The following is a 16,689-nucleotide window of genomic DNA, read 5'->3' on the forward strand; positions in this document are numbered from 1 at the left end:
GGCGGTTTGCGTTGGGCAGCACGGACTTTTACAGACATAATGTCTATGTGACATCTGCGACCCATGCCCCCAGTACCCCGGCGCACCCCACGCTGAACCGCCCCAATATGGTTTCCGTCGGAACCGTTGTGTGGCTGTCCAGCGAGTTGATGTTCTTCGCCGGTCTCTTCGCCATGTACTTCACACTGCGCTCAACGAGTGCTCAGATGTGGGCGGACGAGACAGCCAAGCTCAACTTCCCCTTTGCGCTCGTTAACACCATCGTCCTCGTGGCAAGTTCCTTTACTTGCCAGATGGGCGTCTTCGCCGCCGAACGGCTCCAGCCGCGCCGCACCGGAGGGGTGTTCAAGTTCTCCCGTTGGGGCATGAACGAATGGTTCACCCTGACGTTCATCATGGGCGCGTTCTTCGTCGCAGGCCAGACCACCGAGTACGCGATGCTGGTTTCCGAGCACGTCTCGCTGTCGTCCAACGCCTACGGCTCCGCCTTCTACATGACCACCGGCTTCCACGGCCTGCACGTCATCGGCGGCCTCGTTGCCTTCCTGCTCATCATGGGCCGGTCGTTCGCCGCGAAGAAGTTCGGTCACTTCGAAGCCACGTCGGCGATTGTCACCTCTTACTACTGGCACTTCGTTGACGTCGTGTGGATCGGCCTCTTCCTGGTCATCTATGTGCTCAAGTAACCAGTTTTGAAACTTTTTCTACACGAGGCAGAATTTCAGGTCGCGGCTCCACAAGCCGTCGCAGGAACGAATAAAGGAACCACCACGTGAAGGCACTCTCACAAAAGCGGCGTCACCCACTGGCAGCAATAGCGCTGCTCCTGATGGGGCTACTCCTTACGGGTGGGCTGTACGCTGTGGCCACCACCGTCAACGAGGCCAAGGCTTCCACCACCACCTACAGTGCCAACGACACTGAAGAAGGCGGCAAGCTCTTCGCGGCCAACTGCGCCACGTGCCACGGCATGGGTGCCAGCGGTACCGCTGACGGCCCGTCCCTGGTGGGCGTCGGCGCCGCTGCTGTTGATTTCCAGGTGGGCACCGGCCGCATGCCGATGCAGATGAACGGACCGCAGGCCCTCAAGAAGCCCGCCCAGTTCAACGACGAGCAGACCCACCAGCTTTCAGCCTATGTCGCTTCCCTGGGTGCCGGCCCGGCAATTCCTGAAGAGGACCTGGTGAACGGCGGCGGTGACGCTGCTGCCGGCGGTGAGCTGTTCCGCACCAACTGCGCCATGTGCCACAACGCCGCTGCCGCCGGTGGTGCACTCACCCGGGGCAAGTTCGCCCCGGCCCTCGCCGATGTATCGGGTAAGCACATCTACGAAGCAATGGCCACCGGTCCGCAGAACATGCCGGTCTTCAGTGACTCGAACATCACCCCCGAGGGCAAGAAGGACATCATCACGTTCCTGAAGCAGATCGAAAGCACCGGTTCCCCGGGTGGCGCCGACCTCGGCTCGCTGGGTCCCGTTGCTGAAGGCCTCTTCGTGTGGGTTGCCGGCCTGGGCGTCATCATTGCCTTCACCATCTGGCTGACGTCCCGCACATCCTGACGCGGTCCCCGCACCAAACTTTCTGCTGCAAAGCCAGCAGGTTGATATTAGAAACTAACCCGGCAGCCGCCGGGACGAGAGAAGGATGAGGCGAATTATGGGCAACCATAGTGACGGCAGTCCGAACCACTCGGGCACCGTAGCTACGGCTGGTCAGAATGAGGTGGAGAAGTTCCAGGATCCTGGAATTCCCCCGCATCGTTTGCGCCTGGCTGACACGGATCCGAAGGCCGCAAAGCGGGCAGAACGGCAGGTAGCCCTACTATTTGGCATCTCTGTCGTTGGAACCCTGATCTTCCTGGTGGCGTACTTCGCCATCGACCTGGGCGAGGATTCCAGCATCGCAACCATCCGGTTGCAGAATGCCCTCCTCGGTGTCGGCACGGCATTCGCCATGCTCGGTATCGGTACCGGCATTGTCCACTGGGCCAAGGCCCTGATGCCGGACCACGAAGTGTCGGAAGAGCGCCACGCGATCCGCTACGAAGAGGACCGCCAGGCCGCAGTCCGCATCGTCGACGACATTGTGGAAGAGACCGGCATCAAGCGCCGCCCCCTTATCCGCAACACCCTCCTCGGCGCTGTGGCCCTTGCTCCCCTGCCCGCTGTGGCCATCTTCGGCGACCTGGGTCCGCGTCCTGACAACAAGCTTGCGCACACCATGTGGGCACCGCAGGACGGCAAGCTCAAGCGCCTGGCCCGCGACCCCGACGGCACGCCCATCAAGGCTGCAGACGTCACCATCGGTTCGGCGTTCCACGTCATTCCCGAGGGCCTGAACGAACTCCACGAGGGCAAGCTCAACGAGAAGGCCAAGGCCGTTGTGCTGCTCATGCGCCTGGACCCGGCATCGCTGCACCCCTCTGAAGGCCGCGAGGACTGGGGCTACAACGGCATTGTTGCCTACTCCAAGATCTGCACCCACGTTGGTTGCCCCGTTGCTCTGTACGAGCAGCAGACGCACCACCTGCTGTGCCCGTGCCACCAGTCCACCTTTGACCTCACTCAAGAGTGCAAGGTGATCTTCGGACCGGCCAGCCGCCCTCTCCCCCAGCTGCCCATCGCAGTTGATGACGAAGGCTACCTCGTCGCCACCAGCGACTTTCATGAACCTGTAGGACCGAGTTACTGGGAGCGTGATATGCATGAGCGCAGCATCAACAGCTGAGCCCGCTTTCGTCGCCAAAACCAAGGCAGGCCGGGTAACCGACTTCGTCGATTCCCGTGTAGGCGGATCCGGAATCCTTCGGGAATTCGGCCGCAAAGTCTTCCCCGACCACTGGTCCTTCATGTTCGGTGAGGTCGCCCTCTACTCGTTCGTGATCCTGCTGCTTTCGGGTACGTTCCTGACGTTCTTCTTCGACCCCTCGATGGCGGAGACGCACTACGACGGTTCGTACGTGCCCCTCAAGGGCGTCGAAATGTCCGTAGCCTACAGCTCCTCGCTGAACATCTCGTTCGATATTCGCGGCGGCCTGTTCATGCGCCAGGTCCACCACTGGGCCGCGCTGCTCTTCGTGGCATCCATCGCCGTGCACATGCTTCGCGTGTTCTTCACCGGAGCGTTCCGCCGCCCGCGTGAAATGAACTGGGTTGTTGGCTGCGTGCTACTGATCCTGGCCATGGCTGCAGGCTTCACCGGTTACTCACTTCCTGACGACCTGCTCTCCGGTAACGGCCTCCGCATTATCGACGGCGTCATCAAGTCCATTCCGGTGGTTGGCACCTACATCTCCTTCTTCCTGTTTGGTGGAGAGTTCCCGGGAACGGCAATCATTAGCCGCCTCTACATGCTGCACATTCTGCTGGTGCCGGCCCTGATCCTCCTGATGATCGTGCTGCACCTGTTCATGGTTGTGGTTCACAAGCACACCCAGTACCCCGGTCCGGGCCGCAACGACAACAACGTTGTCGGCTACCCGCTCGGCCCCGTGTACGCGGCCAAGGCCGGCGGCTTCTTCTTCATCGTCTTCGGTGTCCTGGCACTGATGGCAGCGTTCTTCACCATCAACCCGATCTGGAACTACGGTCCGTACGATCCGTCGCCCGTTTCCGCCGGTACCCAGCCTGACTGGTACATCGGATTCGTGGACGGTGCGCTGCGCCTGATGCCGGGCACCTTTGGTGACTGGCACGTGGAGCAGACCTGGCTGGGCTTCGTCTTCACGTTCAACGTGCTGCTCCCCGCCCTGGTACCCGCCGGCATCCTGTTCACGGTGATGTTCGCCTACCCGTGGATCGAACGTTGGATCACCAAGGACAACCGCGAACACCACGTCCTGGACCGTCCCCGCAACGCCCCCACCCGCACGGGCATTGGTGTTGCCGGTTTCATCTGGTACTGCGTCATGTGGGCGGCTGCCGGTTCTGACCTCATTGCCACGCACTTCCACGTGTCCCTCAACGATGTCACCTACTGGCTCCGTGCCCTCTTCTTCATCGGCCCGATTATCGGATTCATCGTTGCCAAGCGCGTGGCCCTTGCGCTCCAGCGCAAGGACCGCGAGATTGCACTGCATGGCCGGGAAACGGGACGAATTGTCCGCCTGCCCCACGGTGAGTTCATCGAGGTTCACGCTCCGCTCGACGAGTACAAGCGCTACAAGCTGGTCGGGTTCGAGTCTCCCGAGGTCCTCCCCGCTGTACCGAACGAGCACGGTGTGGTGACCGCCAGCGAGAAGCGCCGCGCCTTCCTCTCCAAGTGGTTCTTCGAAGACCGCGTGGCTCCGGCCACACCAGCAGAGCTCGAAGCAGCCCATGGCCACGGCCACGCGGCAGTGGAAGCTCCTGAGGAAGCAAAGAGCCTGTCCCACTAGGTTCACCCACGCATCAAACAGAACAGGGCCCGGTCCAATAGGACCGGGCCCTGTTCTGTTGTTATGTCACGTCCTCGTGGCCGCAGAACCATGTGGTCAGTGCGACCCCCGCCCTTCGCGCCCGCTTAGACGTTCCGCGCCCGGCGTGCCCCAGGCCGCTGCAGGGGCACCCACAACTTGTAGCGGTCAGCCCGATAATAGGAAACGGAGTAGTCCACCATGGCTCGGGCAACAAAGGCATGCCGCTGGATTTTCAGCAGCGGTGAACCCACTTCCACGTTGAGCAGGCGCGCCGTGGAAGGGGACGCAGCGGTTGCCTCGATCATGTCCTCACCCCACTCCATCACAAGGCCGAACTGTTCACTCAGGACGTTGTAGAGGGATGTGGGAGGCTCACCGTCCAGCAGGCCCGGAACGCGGTGCGCAGGGATGAAGTTCTCATCCACGCTCATAGGTTCCCCGTCCGCCAGCAGGAGCCTGCGGAAACGCACCAGTGGAGTGCCTTCGTCCAGCTGAAGCTCCCGGGCTAGGAACGCGCTGGCACCGATCTGTTCGAAGCTGAGGACCTTTGCCGCCGGGATCATTCCGCGGCGCTGCATTTCTTCGCTGTAGGAGGTCAGCTTGACCTGCAGGTCAAGCTTCGGCCGGCGAACGAAGGTACCCAGGCCGACGACGCGTTCAATGACTTCCTCGCCTACCAGGGCATCGATGGCCTGGCGGACTGTCATCCGTGCCAGGCCGAAGCGTTCGGCCAGGTCACGCTCTGAAGGCAGAGCAGAGCCTGGAGGGCATGCCTCCGCGATGTAGGCGCGCAGGATCTCCCGCAATTGGATATAGATGGCAACACCGCTGGTGCGGTCTATGTCGCCCTTGATGGTCTTGGCTGCAGCCGCCATGAGTCCGCCTTTTGTGCTTGGTACCCCTTCTAATCGTAGGTCAGGTCTAGACCAGCTGCGTTCATGCGGACGACTCCGCGACAGCATCGCCCGGCAGCCGGATATATATTTGGGCAGGAAGATTTACGCGACAGACGGACAGGTCCGTCACGACGAAGGAGCCCCTCTTGCCATCACACAAGGCCGTGGTCACGGCTTCTGCAGGCCTCCATGCCAGGCCCGCGGCCGACTTTGTCCGGGCCGTCATGGACACGGGCCTTCCCGTGGTTATTGCCAAAGACGGCATTCCGGGCGTCGATGCACGGTCTCTGCTTCAGGTGATGGGCGCCGACTTCCAGCACGGCTGCGAAGTGGTGCTTTCAGTCAGCGAGACGGCGTTGGACGGGCCTGGGAGCGTGGAAAATGCCGCGGGGGCCCTTGTATCCCTCGCCGACCTTCTCGCGGCGCAGGGAGCCCTCCAGCCGGCCGCCCGGGACTAGCCGGACAGACGCCCGGAACGAAACCGGGAACAACCCAATCCGGACACAACGACGCCGGCCCCCACCAAATGGTGGAGGCCGGCGTCGTTGTTATGTGTGTGCCTAGTGGGCGTGGTCCCCGCGGCTGTATTCGTAAACCCAGCCGACAAGCGCTACGACCGCAAGGCCGCCAGCGATGAAGACAATCCAGAACCCAACGGCCAGGCCGAGGAACCCGGTGGCGCAGGCCAGGCCGAGGACCAGGGGCCACCAGCTCCAGGGGCTGAAGTGCCCCTGCTCGCCGGCGCCTTCGTGGATCTCAGCGTCGCTGCGGTCCTCGGGGCGCATACCAACGCGCTTGGCGGTGAACCCGAGGTAGGCGCCGATCATGCCGGCCAGTCCGCCGACGAGCAGGACACCCAGGATGCCGACCCACTCGTTCCAGTTCGTCAGGAACCCGTACACGATGGAGACAGGGATGAAGAAGAAGACTCCCGATCCAAAGATCCAAGATTCGATTTTCACTGTGCGGTGTCCTTCTGGTCGGCGTTGCCGAGAACGTTGGCCGCAGGTGCCGGCGACTCGACGGTGTGGACCTGGCGCAGCTCAGGGTGGTGCAGGTCCAGGGCGGGGCGCTCCGAACGGATCCGGGGCAGCGAGGTGAAGTTGTGGCGCGGCGGCGGGCAGGACGTGGCCCATTCAAGGGAGGCACCGAAGCCCCAAGGGTCATCAACCTGGACCTTTTCGGCCTTCCGCCATGTGATGTAGACGTTCCAGAAGAACGGAATCAGCGAGGCGCCAAGGACGAAGGACGCCACGGTGGAGAACTGGTTCATCCAGGTGAAGTTGTCTTCCACCAGGTAGTCGGCGTAGCGGCGGGGCATGCCTTCCACACCCAGCCAGTGCTGGATGAGGAACGTGCCGTGGAAGCCCAGGAACAGGAGCCAGAAGTGGATCTTGCCGAGGCGCTCGTTGAGCATCTTTCCGGTCCACTTGGGCCACCAGAAGTAGAAGCCGGCGAACATGGCGAACACCACGGTTCCGAAGGCCACGTAGTGGAAGTGCGCCACCACGAAGTAGGAGTCCGAGACGTGGAAGTCGAGCGGAGGCGAAGCCAGGATGATGCCGGTGAGGCCGCCGAAGAGGAACGTGACGAGGAACCCGATGCTCCAGAGCATGGGGGTTTCGAACGTGATGGAGCCGCGCCACATGGTGCCGATCCAGTTGAAGAACTTCACGCCGGTGGGAACGGCGATGAGCATCGTCATGAAGGCGAAGAACGGCAGGAGTACCGAGCCTGTGACGTACATGTGGTGGGCCCACACCGTCACGGACAGCGCAGCAATGGCGATGGTGGCGTAAACCAGGCCCTTGTAGCCGAAGATCGGCTTGCGGCTGAACACCGGGAAGATCTCAGACACGATGCCGAAGAACGGCAGGGCGATGATGTACACCTCGGGGTGGCCAAAGAACCAGAACAGGTGCTGCCAGAGGACGGCACCGCCGTTTTCGGGATCAAAGATGTGTGCACCGAACCGGCGGTCGGCGCCCAGCGCGAACAGTGCGGCGGCCAGCGGGGGGAACGCCATCAGGACCAGGATCGCCGTGATGAGGGTGTTCCAGGTGAAGATCGGCATGCGCCACATGGTCATGCCCGGAGCGCGCATGCAGATGATGGTGGTGATGAAGTTGACCGCACCGAGAATGGTGCCGAAGCCGGAGAGCGCCAGGCCGAAGACCCACAGGTCACCGCCGATGCCGGGGCTGAACGTGGTGTTCGACAGCGGTGCGTAGGCGAACCAGCCGAAGGATGCTGCACCCTGCGGAGTGATGAAGCCGGACACCGCAATGGTGGAACCGAAGAGGAAGAACCAGAAGGCCAGCGCGTTCAGACGCGGGAATGCGACGTCGGGGGCACCGATCTGGAGCGGCATGATGACGTTGGCGAAGCCCGCGAACAGCGGGGTGGCGAACATCAGGAGCATAACGGTGCCGTGCATGGTGAACAGCTGGTTGTACTGCTCCTTCGTCTGCAGGATCTGCATGCCGGGCTCGAAGAGTTCGGCACGGATGAGCAGCGCCATGACGCCGCCGAGGCAGAAGAAGACGAACGAGGCGATCAGGTACATGTACCCGATCGTCTTGTGGTCAGTGGAGGTGATCCAGTTGACGACGATGCGTCCCTTGGATTTGGGAACCACCGGAGCCTGCAGGGCTCCTGTGGGTGCGGATTGAGTGTACGTAGCCACGTCGCTCCCCTTACTTAATTTCGTTCAGGTTAGGGTTGCGGTCGTACTCCACGCCCAGCAGCCCGGTGTTGCCGGCTGCCTTCAGCCCGTCCATGTGGGCCTGGAATTCGGATTCCGACACCACCTTCACGCGGAACAGCATTTCGGAGTGGTACTCGCCGCAGAGTTCGGCACACTTGCCGTCGTAGGTGCCCTCTTTGGTGGGGGTGAACCTGATGTAGTTGGTCTTTCCGGGGATCATGTCGCGCTTCTGCAGGAAGGCGGGAACCCAGAAGGAGTGGATGACGTCGCGGGCATTGAGCTCGAGGTCAACCGACTTGTTTACCGGCAAGTACAGCGTGGGGAGCTGTTCCTTGTCGATGGTGTTGCCGGTCAGGTGCGCCTGGACACCGGCTTCGTGCAGGTCTTCCTGGATGACGTCGCCGGACTTGTAGTTGAAGTCCCAGGCCCACTGCTTGCCGCGGACGTCAACCACGACGTCGGCCGGCTGGGAGCGGTCATCAATGGCCTGCTGGTCACGGTCGGTGAAGTAGAAGAACACCAGGACCATGAAGATCGGGATGGTCAGGTAGAAGACCTCAAGCGGAAGGTTGAAACTGGTCTGCCGCGGGAACCCGACGGTCCCCTTGCGGCGGCGGTACGCCACCAGGCACCAGATGATGAGGCCCCAGGTAATGGTGCCCACCACCAGCGCGGCAATCCATGAGTTGACCCAGAGGTCCATGATGCGGTCGGTGTTGCTGGTGGTGCCGCGTTCAGTCGGCAGCCACCCCTTCTCTACCTCTGGCGAACATCCGGTCAAAACCAACGCGCCGGCAATTGCCAAGCCAGTGATCGTTGTGATCGTTTTGCGTCGGCTGCCGGTTCGGTTCTGCGAACTCACAGACGGCCCTTCCTACTTGTTGCTGTTGTCCGGGCAGCCATCGGCGGCCCCGGGCACACTAAAAGTTTTACTACTCGGTGTAGAGCTTACCGCTCCCCCGGACGTTTCGCCCACATGTCGGCGCCGCGCCTCCCAGCCAATCTTGTTGGCAGGAGACACGGCGCAGGCATACGGCAAAATGACCGGCTTAGTGGAAGGAATCTCCACAGGCGCAGGAGCCACCGGCGTTGGGGTTGTCGATGGTGAATCCCTGCTTGGAAATGGTGTCCTCGAAGTCGATGCTGGCGCCGCTGAGGTACGGGACGCTCATCTTGTCCACCACGACCTCGACACCGTCGTAATCACGAACGGCGTCGCCGTCGAGAATCCGCTCATCGAAGTACAGCTGGTAGATCAGGCCGGAGCAGCCGCCGGGCTGCACGGCAACCCGAAGGCGCAGGTCCGTGCGGCCTTCCTGTTCGAGAAGGCTGCGTACCTTGCCTGCGGCGACATCGGTCAGGTTGACCTCGTGGACCGGCAGTTCGCCGGATTCGCTGGTGGTTGCGGTGCTGTTCTCATTGGTTGCGGTGCTCATTGGCCTACCTTCTTGGGACGGGTCCTGGCGGCTCCGCTTCTGCGGTGCCTGCCCCTACGGATTGGGTATGGGCTATAGCTACATGCTACGTCGGACAGCCTTGTAGCTCTAACTCCTGACTTAACCATGTGAGGCCCCCGGTTGTTCCCTGGGCGGCTTGGCGGCGGGAGCCCCGGCCCGCCGGCCAGCAGAATCAGCCGGGCTGCACGTCCAGGTCCCCGCCGTTAAGACGTGCAAGCATGAGCGCCTCGGCGAGGATTGCATTCCTGAAGTCGCCCAGGTGCAGGGATTCGTTGGCACTGTGCGCCCGCGAATCCGGGTCCTCGACGCCGGTGACGAGGATCTGCACCTCCGGGTACAGCTCCAGCAAGTCTGCAATAAAGGGGATGGAACCGCCTATCCCGGTTTCGACCGCCGGGACGCCCCACGCCTCACCCAGGGCCCACATTGCCAGGCGGGCCGCAGGTGATGCGGTGTCCGTCTGGAACGGGTTGCCGCTCTCCCCCGGCGTGAAGATGACCTTCGCGCCGAACGGCGCATTGGCCTCCACATGGCGGCCCACAGCCTCCATGGCCGCAGCGGGATCCTGGCCCGGCGCCAGGCGCAGGCTGAACTTGGCACGGGCACGCGGAAGCAACGTGTTCGAGGCGACGTCCACGGAGGGGGCGTCGAAGCCGATGATTGACAGGGCAGGCTTGGTCCACAGGCGGGAGGCAATGCTGCCCGTGCCGGCGAGCCGGACGCCGTCGAGCACTGAAGCGTCGGCCCGGTAATCGGCCTCCGGGAGGTCCACGGCAGCATTGTCTGTGGCCACGAGGCCGTCGATCGCAACGTTGCCGTCGTTGTCATGGAGTGTGGCGATCAGCCGCGACAGGAGCGTGGGGGCATCCAGCACCGGGCCGCCGTACATGCCGGAGTGCACGGCATGGTCGAGGACCTGGACTTCAATGGTGCCGTCAACGAGGCCGCGCAGGCTGGTGGTCAGGGCGGGAACGCCCACTTTCCAGTTGCTGGAGTCTGCCACAACGATGACGTCGGCGCGCAACACTTCGCGGTTGGCCTCCAGGAAGGGCCGGAAGGTGGGCGATCCGGCTTCCTCTTCCCCTTCGAAGAAGAACGTCACACCGACTCCCAGCTCGCCGATCACCTCCGAGACGGCAGCGTAGGCGGCAATGTGGGCCATGATGCCAGCTTTGTCGTCGGCGGCGCCCCTGCCATAGAGGCGGCCATCCTTTTCCACCGCGGTGAAAGGCTTTGTTTCCCACAGGGCCTCGTCGCCGGGCGGCTGGACGTCATGGTGGGCGTACAGCAGGATGGTGGGCTTACCGGGCGCCGCGGGACGGCGGGCGACGACGGCGGGACCGCCGGGCGTACCGTCCGGCTTGGGGCAGGTGAGAGTCTGTACTTCCTCGAGTCCTGCGTCGCGAAGCAGTTCCGCCACCGCTTCGGCGCTTCGTTCCAGGGGCGCACGGTCAAAGCTGGGCCAGGCGATCCCGGGAATCGCGACAAGATCCTTGAGGCGGTTAAGGGTTTGGTCGAAGGAACGGTCGACGGCGGCCCGGAGTTGGTCCGTCTGGCCGAGGGAGTCAGGGCCCGGGGATGAGGGGCCATGCGGATCGTGCGGGGTTGCCATTGGCGAGGGATTCATGGCCAAAACATTACTCCCGTCACATCTGTTGCTTCGGCAACAGCCGCAGCCGCGGAATCCCGCTATCTCCCGCAAGGTATTCTGTTCAGGTGTTCGGACGTAAAAAAGAAGCGCCCTCGGCGCAGGAGACAGTAGACCAGCAGGCGGCGGAAGCAGCGGCGCGCCAAGCGGGTGTCGTTGGCAAGGGTGCCCCCACTCCAACACGGAGGGCCCAGGAAGCCGCCCGCAAGCGTCCGCTGGTGCCGGAGGACCGCAAAGCCTCCAAGGCCGCCGAGCGCCAGGTCATCCAGGACCAGCGGCAGAAGATGCGCCAGGCCCTGGACACCGGGGACGAAAAGTTCCTGCCCTTGCGGGACAAGGGGCCGCAGAAGCGGTTTGCCCGCGACTTCGTCGACGCCCGGTTCAGCCTGGGCGAGTTCCTCATGTTCGGCGCCCTTGTTTTCGTTTTGGTCTCCCTGGTGGTACCGGCATCCAGCGACTACATGATTTACGTCCTGGGCGGTTTCTGGGTCATGTTCCTGGCAGTGTTCGTGGACGTGTTCCTGCTGTCCCGCAAACTGCGCAAGCGGCTGGCGGAGAAGTTCGGTGAGGTTGAGCGCGGCACCGTTTGGTACGGCTCCATGCGCTCCCTCCAGTTCCGGAAACTGCGGCTGCCCAAGCCGCAGGTGAGCCGCGGTCAGTTCCCTTCCTGAGTCAGAGGTTCCTTAAACAGCAGTCCCCGGCAGCTGAGCTGCCGGGGACTGCTGTTTAACGGGTCTGGACCTGATGCCTCTCAGGACCGCCGGCTGCGGGCCAGCTGCCGGTTGATCCGGGCCGCCCAAAAGGGGCCTTCGTACAGGAACGCCGTATATCCCTGGACCAGGGTTGCCCCGGCGTCGAGCCGGTCCTGCACGTCCTGGGCAGTTTCCACGCCACCGACGGCGATGAGGGTCAAAGCGTCCCCGGTTGCCTGCTTGAGCCGGCGGAGCACCTCCAGCGAACGCTTCTTCAGCGGCGCGCCGGAAAGCCCGCCCGCACCGCACTGTTCGACTTTTTCGGCAGGGGAAGCCAGGCCCGTCCTGGCGATGGTGGTGTTGGTGGCGATGATGCCGTCCAGCTTCAGGTCCAGGGCCAGCCGGGCAACGTCGTCGATGTCTTCGTCGCTGAGGTCCGGAGCAATCTTCACCAGCAGCGGCACGTGCCTGCCCGCTGCACGGTCGGCTTCCTCGCCCACCGCAGTAAGAAGGGGACGCAACGTTTCAACGTCCTGCAGCAGCCGCAGTCCCGGCGTGTTGGGGGAACTGACATTGACCACGAGGTAGTCGGCGGCCGGTGCAAGCGTGCGTGCGCTGATGCGGTAGTCGTCCACAGCATCGGCAAGTTCAACAACTTTGGTCTTGCCGATGTTGACACCGATCACCGGCCGCACCGCGGGGTACGTCCGCTGCAGGGCAGCCCGGGCCGACTTGAGGCGGGGAGCCACGGCTGCGGCGCCGTCGTTGTTGAAACCCATCCTGTTGATGACCGCGCGGTCCTCGATCAGGCGGAACAGCCGCGGCTGCTCGTTGCCCGGCTGCGCCTGGCCGGTGATGGTGCCCACTTCAACGTGGCCGAAGCCAAGCTCGGTGAGGGCCTCGATGCCATGCCCCTCTTTGTCAAACCCCGCTGCCAGCCCGAAGGGTGACGGGAATGTAATGCCGAACGCGGTGGTCTGCAGGGATGGCGCTGGCGCGGTTAGCTTGCGGAGCACCCTCCCCGCCCCTGTTGCGTGGGCCAGCCGGATTCCCTTGAATCCGAGGGTATGGGCGCGCTCGGCGTCCATCCAGGAAAAAGCCAGCTTGAAGAATGTGGGGTAAACGCGCATACAACCAGTTTTCCGCCTCGCGGGACTTTGACCAAAACGGAGACGTTCCAAACCGGCGTCGATTGGCGGATCGGGTGCCTCCGGTTGCCGGATTAGCATGGGTCCATGGCATGGGAAGAGGACATCCTGGGCGTGGAGTTTCAGTCGCTCGCGTTCAGGGCCATGGGGGCTGACGGCGTGGAACGTACTGCCACCCTGGTGCGGTTCAGGCCGGAGCCTGACGGCGGTGCCGCGCCGCGGCGACAGCGGCCGGCGGTCCTCTTCCTGCACGGCTGGAGTGACTACTTCTTCAACGTGGACCTGGCCCGGTTCTGGAACTCGGCAGGCTACGACTTCTACGCCCTGGACATGCACAACCACGGCAGGAGCCTGCGCCCGGATGCTCCGGGTGGCTATGTGGCGAATCTGGCCGACTACGACGCCGAGATTGAGGCGGCCTGCGTCCTCATTGGGGGCGGGGCCCCGCCCCCGCCCATTACCCTCATGGGCCATTCGACCGGGGGGCTCGTAGCGGCGCTGTGGACCGCACGGAATCCGGCTTTCGTGGCGCGGCTGGTGCTCAACAGCCCCTGGCTGGAAATGCACGGCAGCTCGCTGGTCCGCCGCGCCGCGTCAGGACTCATGGCGCCCATGGCGAGGCTCAGGCCCGAGGCCGTCCTGCGGCTGCCCGAACGGGGATTCTATTGGCGGACCATCAGCAGCGCGGCCGAGGGAGAATGGACCCTCGACGACCGGTACAGGCCGCCGATGGCCTTCCCGGTGCGGGCAGGCTGGATAAGCGCGGTCTTGGCCGGCCACGCCCAGGTTGCCCGTGGCCTGGATATTCCAGTGCCGGTCCTTGTGCTCTTGTCTTCCGGGAGTGCTACGGGCCTTCTGTGGTCCGAGGAGATGCGCCGCAGGGACGCGGTGCTCGATGTGAACATCATCGGTGCCAGGGCCCTGGCTTTGGGCCGGAGCGTCACGGTGGAGCGGATCGAAGGAGCCCTCCATGACGTCTTCCTCTCACCCGCGGATGTCCGTACCGACGCATACGCGCGCCTGGCCCGATGGCTGAACGCCTATGGCGCAGGCGAACCACCCAAACCCGAGGGGCCCCCAGCATGACAGGGACAGCTCCCGGCAACAGCAACGCCGCGGGCCGCTGGCTGCCGGACGTCCTGGGGCATGGGTTCGAAAAGCGTACTTTGCCGCTGGCCCCGGATAACGAAGGGGCTGTGGAGGCGACGCTGGTCCGCTGCGTCCTGCCAGTAGCGCCGGGTGTGCGTGATGCCGGTCAACCACCGCAAGCGGTCCTCTACGTCCACGGCTGGGCTGACTACTTCCTGCAGGCGGAGCTTGCCGAGTACCTTGCTGGGAGCGGCTTTGCGTTCTATGCAATAGACCTGCGCAAGTTCGGCCGCAGCCTCAGGCCTTGGCAGACCCCGGGCTACACGGACAACCTGGACGTCTACGACGAGGACCTCTCCGCCGCGATCCAGGCAATCCAAGACGACGTGGCGCAAACCCACCGCGCAGAAGCCGCACCCGCGGTGCACCTTCTGGCCCACTCGTTGGGCGGACTGGTGGCCGCCCTCTGGGCGGACCGGAATCCCGGACTGGTCAGGACGCTGGTCCTTAACTCCCCCTGGTTGGAACTCCAGGGCAGCAGCATTATCCGGACCATCGCCATGCACCTGGTGGACCCGCTTTCCAGGGCAGACCCGCGGCGGCCACTCTGGCTTCCGGAAATGCCCGGTTACTGGCAAAGCGTGAGTTCCGAGTCCCATGGCGAGTGGCACCTTGATCCGGTGTGGCGGCCGAGGGCCTCGTTCCCCATCCGCGCAGGCTGGGCAAAAGCGGTACTGGCCGGCCACGCAGCGGTGGAACGCCGGCTGCACATCCAGGCCCCGGTGCTGGTGATGCTCTCGGAACGCACGCACATCCAGATCGAGTGGTCTGCGGACCTGATGGAAGCTGACGCTGTGATCAATGTGGAGGAGACAGCCGGACGCTCCCTGCGGCTCGGACGGCGGGTCAGCGTCTTCCGGTACCCCGGCGCCCTCCACGACATCTTCCTGTCCCGCAGGGGCGTCCGGGAAGAAGCGTGCCGGGACCTGGCTGCCTGGCTGATGGCCGTCCCTTTTTAGGCCCTGTCCCAGACAGTGCCGGGCAGCCCCGTGTTGGCGGCTTAAGCGCCGGTCTGCGCCGCCGCGTCCACTGCGCCGCCGTAGCGCCGATCACGCTGCGCGTATTCCTCTACCGCGGCCCACAGCGTCCGCCTGTCCACGTCCGGCCACAGCGTGTCCATGAACACGAACTCGGCATACGCCGATTGCCAGAGCAGGAAGTTGGACAACCGTTGTTCCCCCGAGCTGCGAAGGAAAAGGTCCACGTCAGGAAGGTCCGGTTCATCGAGGTACTTCTGGATGGTGCGCTCCGTGATGGCGCCGGGCTTCAGCCTTCCTGCAGCGACCTCTGCAGCTATGGCAGACACAGCATCGGTGATTTCCGCACGCCCACCGTAATTAACACACATGGTCAACGTGCAGGTGCTGTTGCCGGCCGTGTAGGCCTCCGCTTCCTCCAGCTCCCGGATTACCGAGCCCCAGAGCTTGGGCCGCCGGCCGGACCAGCGCACCCGGACGCCCCATTCGTCCAGCTGGTTCCGCTGGCGACGTAGCACGTCCTTGTTAAATCCCATGAGGAAGCGGACCTCTTCCGGTGACCTGCGCCAGTTTTCCGTGGAGAATGCGTACACGCTGACGTATTCGATGCCGAGTTGGATGGCTCCGGCCATGACATCGAGCAGTGCGGGTTCGCCCGCCTTGTGACCTTCAATCCGGGGAAGTCCCCGCTGGTTTGCCCAGCGGCCGTTGCCGTCCATGACTATGGCCACGTGGCGGGGAATGAATTCAGCCGGGATGGACGGCGGAACTGCCCCCGAGGGGTGCGGGTAGGGCGCGACCACCGGTTGGGTGCGCCGGTGCGCGGGGTTCGTCTTTTTTCCCAAGGCCACTGTCAGCTACGCTCCACATGTTTGAGGGATTTCAGCACCCGTTCGAGGTGCCATTGCAGGTATGCGGCCACGAGGCCGGCGGCTTCCTTGCGGTGCAGGGGCAGGGAAGCATCAGCCGTCGGCCAGTCTCCGGTGAGGAGGGCCGCCAGCAGGATGACAGTTTCGGCCGCCGGTGCGGGAGAGCCCGGAGGCCTGCAGTCCGGGCACACCATGCCGCCCAGGGCAGTGGCGAACGCCCTGTGCGGGCCAGGCATGCCGCAGCGGGCGCAGTCGGTGAAGCTGGGTGCCCAGCCTCCGGTGGCCAGTGCCCGCAAGAGGTAGGAGTCGAGGATCAGGCCGGCGGCGTGCTCGTCCCGGCTCAGGGCAGCCAGTGCACCCACCAGGAGGTTGTATTGGGCCGTGGCCGCTTCGCCGTCGACGTCCGTGAGCTTCTCGGCTGTTTCGGTCATGGCTGCGGCGACGGTGTAGCGGCCGTAATCGGCGGCGATACTGCCGCCGTAGGCGCCCTTAGCCACAGCCTGGGTCACGATGTCCAGGCTCCGGCCCGAGATCAGCTGGAGGTCAACCACCATGAAAGGCTCAAGCCGCGCTCCAAACCGGCTGCTGGTGCGGCGTACGCCCTTGGCGACTGCCCGGACCTGCCCGTGGCGCTTCGTGAGGAGCGTGATGATCCTGTCGGCTTCGCCCAGTTTGTGCGTACGGAGCACCACGGCGTCGTCGCGGTAAGCCCGGGAGGCGAAGGATTGTTGAGCCACGCTCTATCTTC

Annotated in this window: 17 protein-coding genes; 8 read left to right on the forward strand and 9 right to left on the reverse strand. The window is 63.9% G+C overall.

The genetic code is table 11. The features are described 5' to 3' along the window. The first annotated feature begins 47 nt into the window (after positions 1-47). The 4 genes from ctaE (at position 48) to qcrB (ending at position 4,377) form a co-directional block, all read left to right on the forward strand. Positions 48-686 (forward strand): aa3-type cytochrome oxidase subunit III, encoded by a 639-nt coding sequence (ctaE, locus tag ACHL_RS09805; protein WP_171908913.1) that lies wholly within the window; start codon positions 48-50, stop codon positions 684-686. An 86-nt stretch (positions 687-772) separates the two neighbouring features. Continuing rightward, positions 773-1,561, forward strand: a complete 789-nt coding sequence (gene qcrC / locus ACHL_RS09810; RefSeq protein ID WP_015937140.1) for a cytochrome bc1 complex diheme cytochrome c subunit — start codon at positions 773-775, stop codon at positions 1,559-1,561. A 97-nt stretch (positions 1,562-1,658) separates the two neighbouring features. Then, positions 1,659-2,729, forward strand: coding sequence for a cytochrome bc1 complex Rieske iron-sulfur subunit (gene qcrA, locus ACHL_RS09815; RefSeq protein WP_015937141.1), 1,071 nt, complete (start codon positions 1,659-1,661; stop codon positions 2,727-2,729). Continuing rightward, on the forward strand, positions 2,707-4,377 hold the full coding sequence (qcrB, locus tag ACHL_RS09820; protein ID WP_015937142.1) for a cytochrome bc1 complex cytochrome b subunit: 1,671 nt from the start codon (positions 2,707-2,709) through the stop codon (positions 4,375-4,377). Before qcrA ends, qcrB begins: the two co-directional genes overlap by 23 nt. Positions 4,378-4,502: 125 nt before the next feature. Here qcrB and ACHL_RS09825 read toward each other — a convergent pair whose 3' ends face one another. After that, positions 4,503-5,273, reverse strand: a complete 771-nt coding sequence (locus ACHL_RS09825; RefSeq protein WP_015937143.1) for a GntR family transcriptional regulator — start codon at positions 5,271-5,273, stop codon at positions 4,503-4,505. Between the two features lie 167 nt (positions 5,274-5,440). Here ACHL_RS09825 and ACHL_RS09830 point away from each other — a divergent pair, with 167 nt between their 5' ends. Beyond that, positions 5,441-5,752 (forward strand): HPr family phosphocarrier protein, encoded by a 312-nt coding sequence (locus ACHL_RS09830; protein WP_015937144.1) that lies wholly within the window; start codon positions 5,441-5,443, stop codon positions 5,750-5,752. A 102-nt stretch (positions 5,753-5,854) separates the two neighbouring features. Here ACHL_RS09830 and ACHL_RS09835 read toward each other — a convergent pair whose 3' ends face one another. From ACHL_RS09835 to ACHL_RS09855, 5 genes are all read right to left on the reverse strand, one after another. After that, positions 5,855-6,256: a cytochrome c oxidase subunit 4 gene (locus tag ACHL_RS09835; RefSeq protein ID WP_015937145.1), complete on the reverse strand. Its 402-nt coding sequence runs from the start codon at positions 6,254-6,256 to the stop codon at positions 5,855-5,857. Next, complete coding sequence (ctaD, locus tag ACHL_RS09840; RefSeq protein ID WP_015937146.1) at positions 6,253-7,980, reverse strand: aa3-type cytochrome oxidase subunit I; 1,728 nt, start codon at positions 7,978-7,980, stop codon at positions 6,253-6,255. Before ctaD ends, ACHL_RS09835 begins: the two co-directional genes overlap by 4 nt. A 10-nt stretch (positions 7,981-7,990) precedes the next feature. After that, complete coding sequence (gene ctaC / locus ACHL_RS09845) at positions 7,991-8,863, reverse strand: aa3-type cytochrome oxidase subunit II (RefSeq protein WP_015937147.1); 873 nt, start codon at positions 8,861-8,863, stop codon at positions 7,991-7,993. Positions 8,864-9,050: 187 nt separating this feature from the next. Continuing rightward, positions 9,051-9,437 (reverse strand): HesB/IscA family protein, encoded by a 387-nt coding sequence (locus tag ACHL_RS09850; RefSeq protein ID WP_015937148.1) that lies wholly within the window; start codon positions 9,435-9,437, stop codon positions 9,051-9,053. Positions 9,438-9,630: 193 nt separating this feature from the next. Next, a complete protein-coding gene (locus ACHL_RS09855) occupies positions 9,631-11,085 on the reverse strand; it encodes a dipeptidase (RefSeq protein WP_015937149.1) in 1,455 nt (484 codons plus the stop codon). An 89-nt stretch (positions 11,086-11,174) separates the two neighbouring features. Here ACHL_RS09855 and ACHL_RS09860 point away from each other — a divergent pair, with 89 nt between their 5' ends. Continuing rightward, positions 11,175-11,777: a DUF3043 domain-containing protein gene (locus ACHL_RS09860; RefSeq protein ID WP_015937150.1), complete on the forward strand. Its 603-nt coding sequence runs from the start codon at positions 11,175-11,177 to the stop codon at positions 11,775-11,777. Positions 11,778-11,857: 80 nt separating this feature from the next. On the opposite strand, the gene ACHL_RS09865 is transcribed toward ACHL_RS09860, so the two are convergent. After that, positions 11,858-12,928 (reverse strand): quinone-dependent dihydroorotate dehydrogenase, encoded by a 1,071-nt coding sequence (locus tag ACHL_RS09865; protein ID WP_015937151.1) that lies wholly within the window; start codon positions 12,926-12,928, stop codon positions 11,858-11,860. A 105-nt stretch (positions 12,929-13,033) separates the two neighbouring features. Between ACHL_RS09865 and ACHL_RS09870 the strand changes: the two genes are divergently transcribed. Continuing rightward, positions 13,034-14,032 carry an alpha/beta hydrolase gene (locus ACHL_RS09870; RefSeq protein WP_015937152.1) on the forward strand — a complete coding sequence of 333 codons (999 nt, stop codon included), beginning with the start codon at positions 13,034-13,036 and terminating at the stop codon, positions 14,030-14,032. Further along, a complete protein-coding gene (locus tag ACHL_RS09875) occupies positions 14,029-15,054 on the forward strand; it encodes an alpha/beta hydrolase (RefSeq protein WP_015937153.1) in 1,026 nt (341 codons plus the stop codon). The genes ACHL_RS09870 and ACHL_RS09875 overlap by 4 nt, the downstream gene beginning before the upstream one ends. 41 nt (positions 15,055-15,095) lie before the next feature. Here ACHL_RS09875 and ACHL_RS09880 read toward each other — a convergent pair whose 3' ends face one another. Next, positions 15,096-15,923, reverse strand: coding sequence for an isoprenyl transferase (locus ACHL_RS09880; RefSeq protein WP_015937154.1), 828 nt, complete (start codon positions 15,921-15,923; stop codon positions 15,096-15,098). 2 nt (positions 15,924-15,925) lie between these two features. Beyond that, positions 15,926-16,678, reverse strand: a complete 753-nt coding sequence (gene recO, locus ACHL_RS09885; RefSeq protein WP_015937155.1) for a DNA repair protein RecO — start codon at positions 16,676-16,678, stop codon at positions 15,926-15,928. Positions 16,679-16,689: the final 11 nt, after the last annotated feature.

It is taken from the genome of Pseudarthrobacter chlorophenolicus A6, assembly GCF_000022025.1.
In the GTDB taxonomy this organism is placed as follows: Bacteria; Actinomycetota; Actinomycetes; order Actinomycetales; family Micrococcaceae; genus Arthrobacter; species Arthrobacter chlorophenolicus.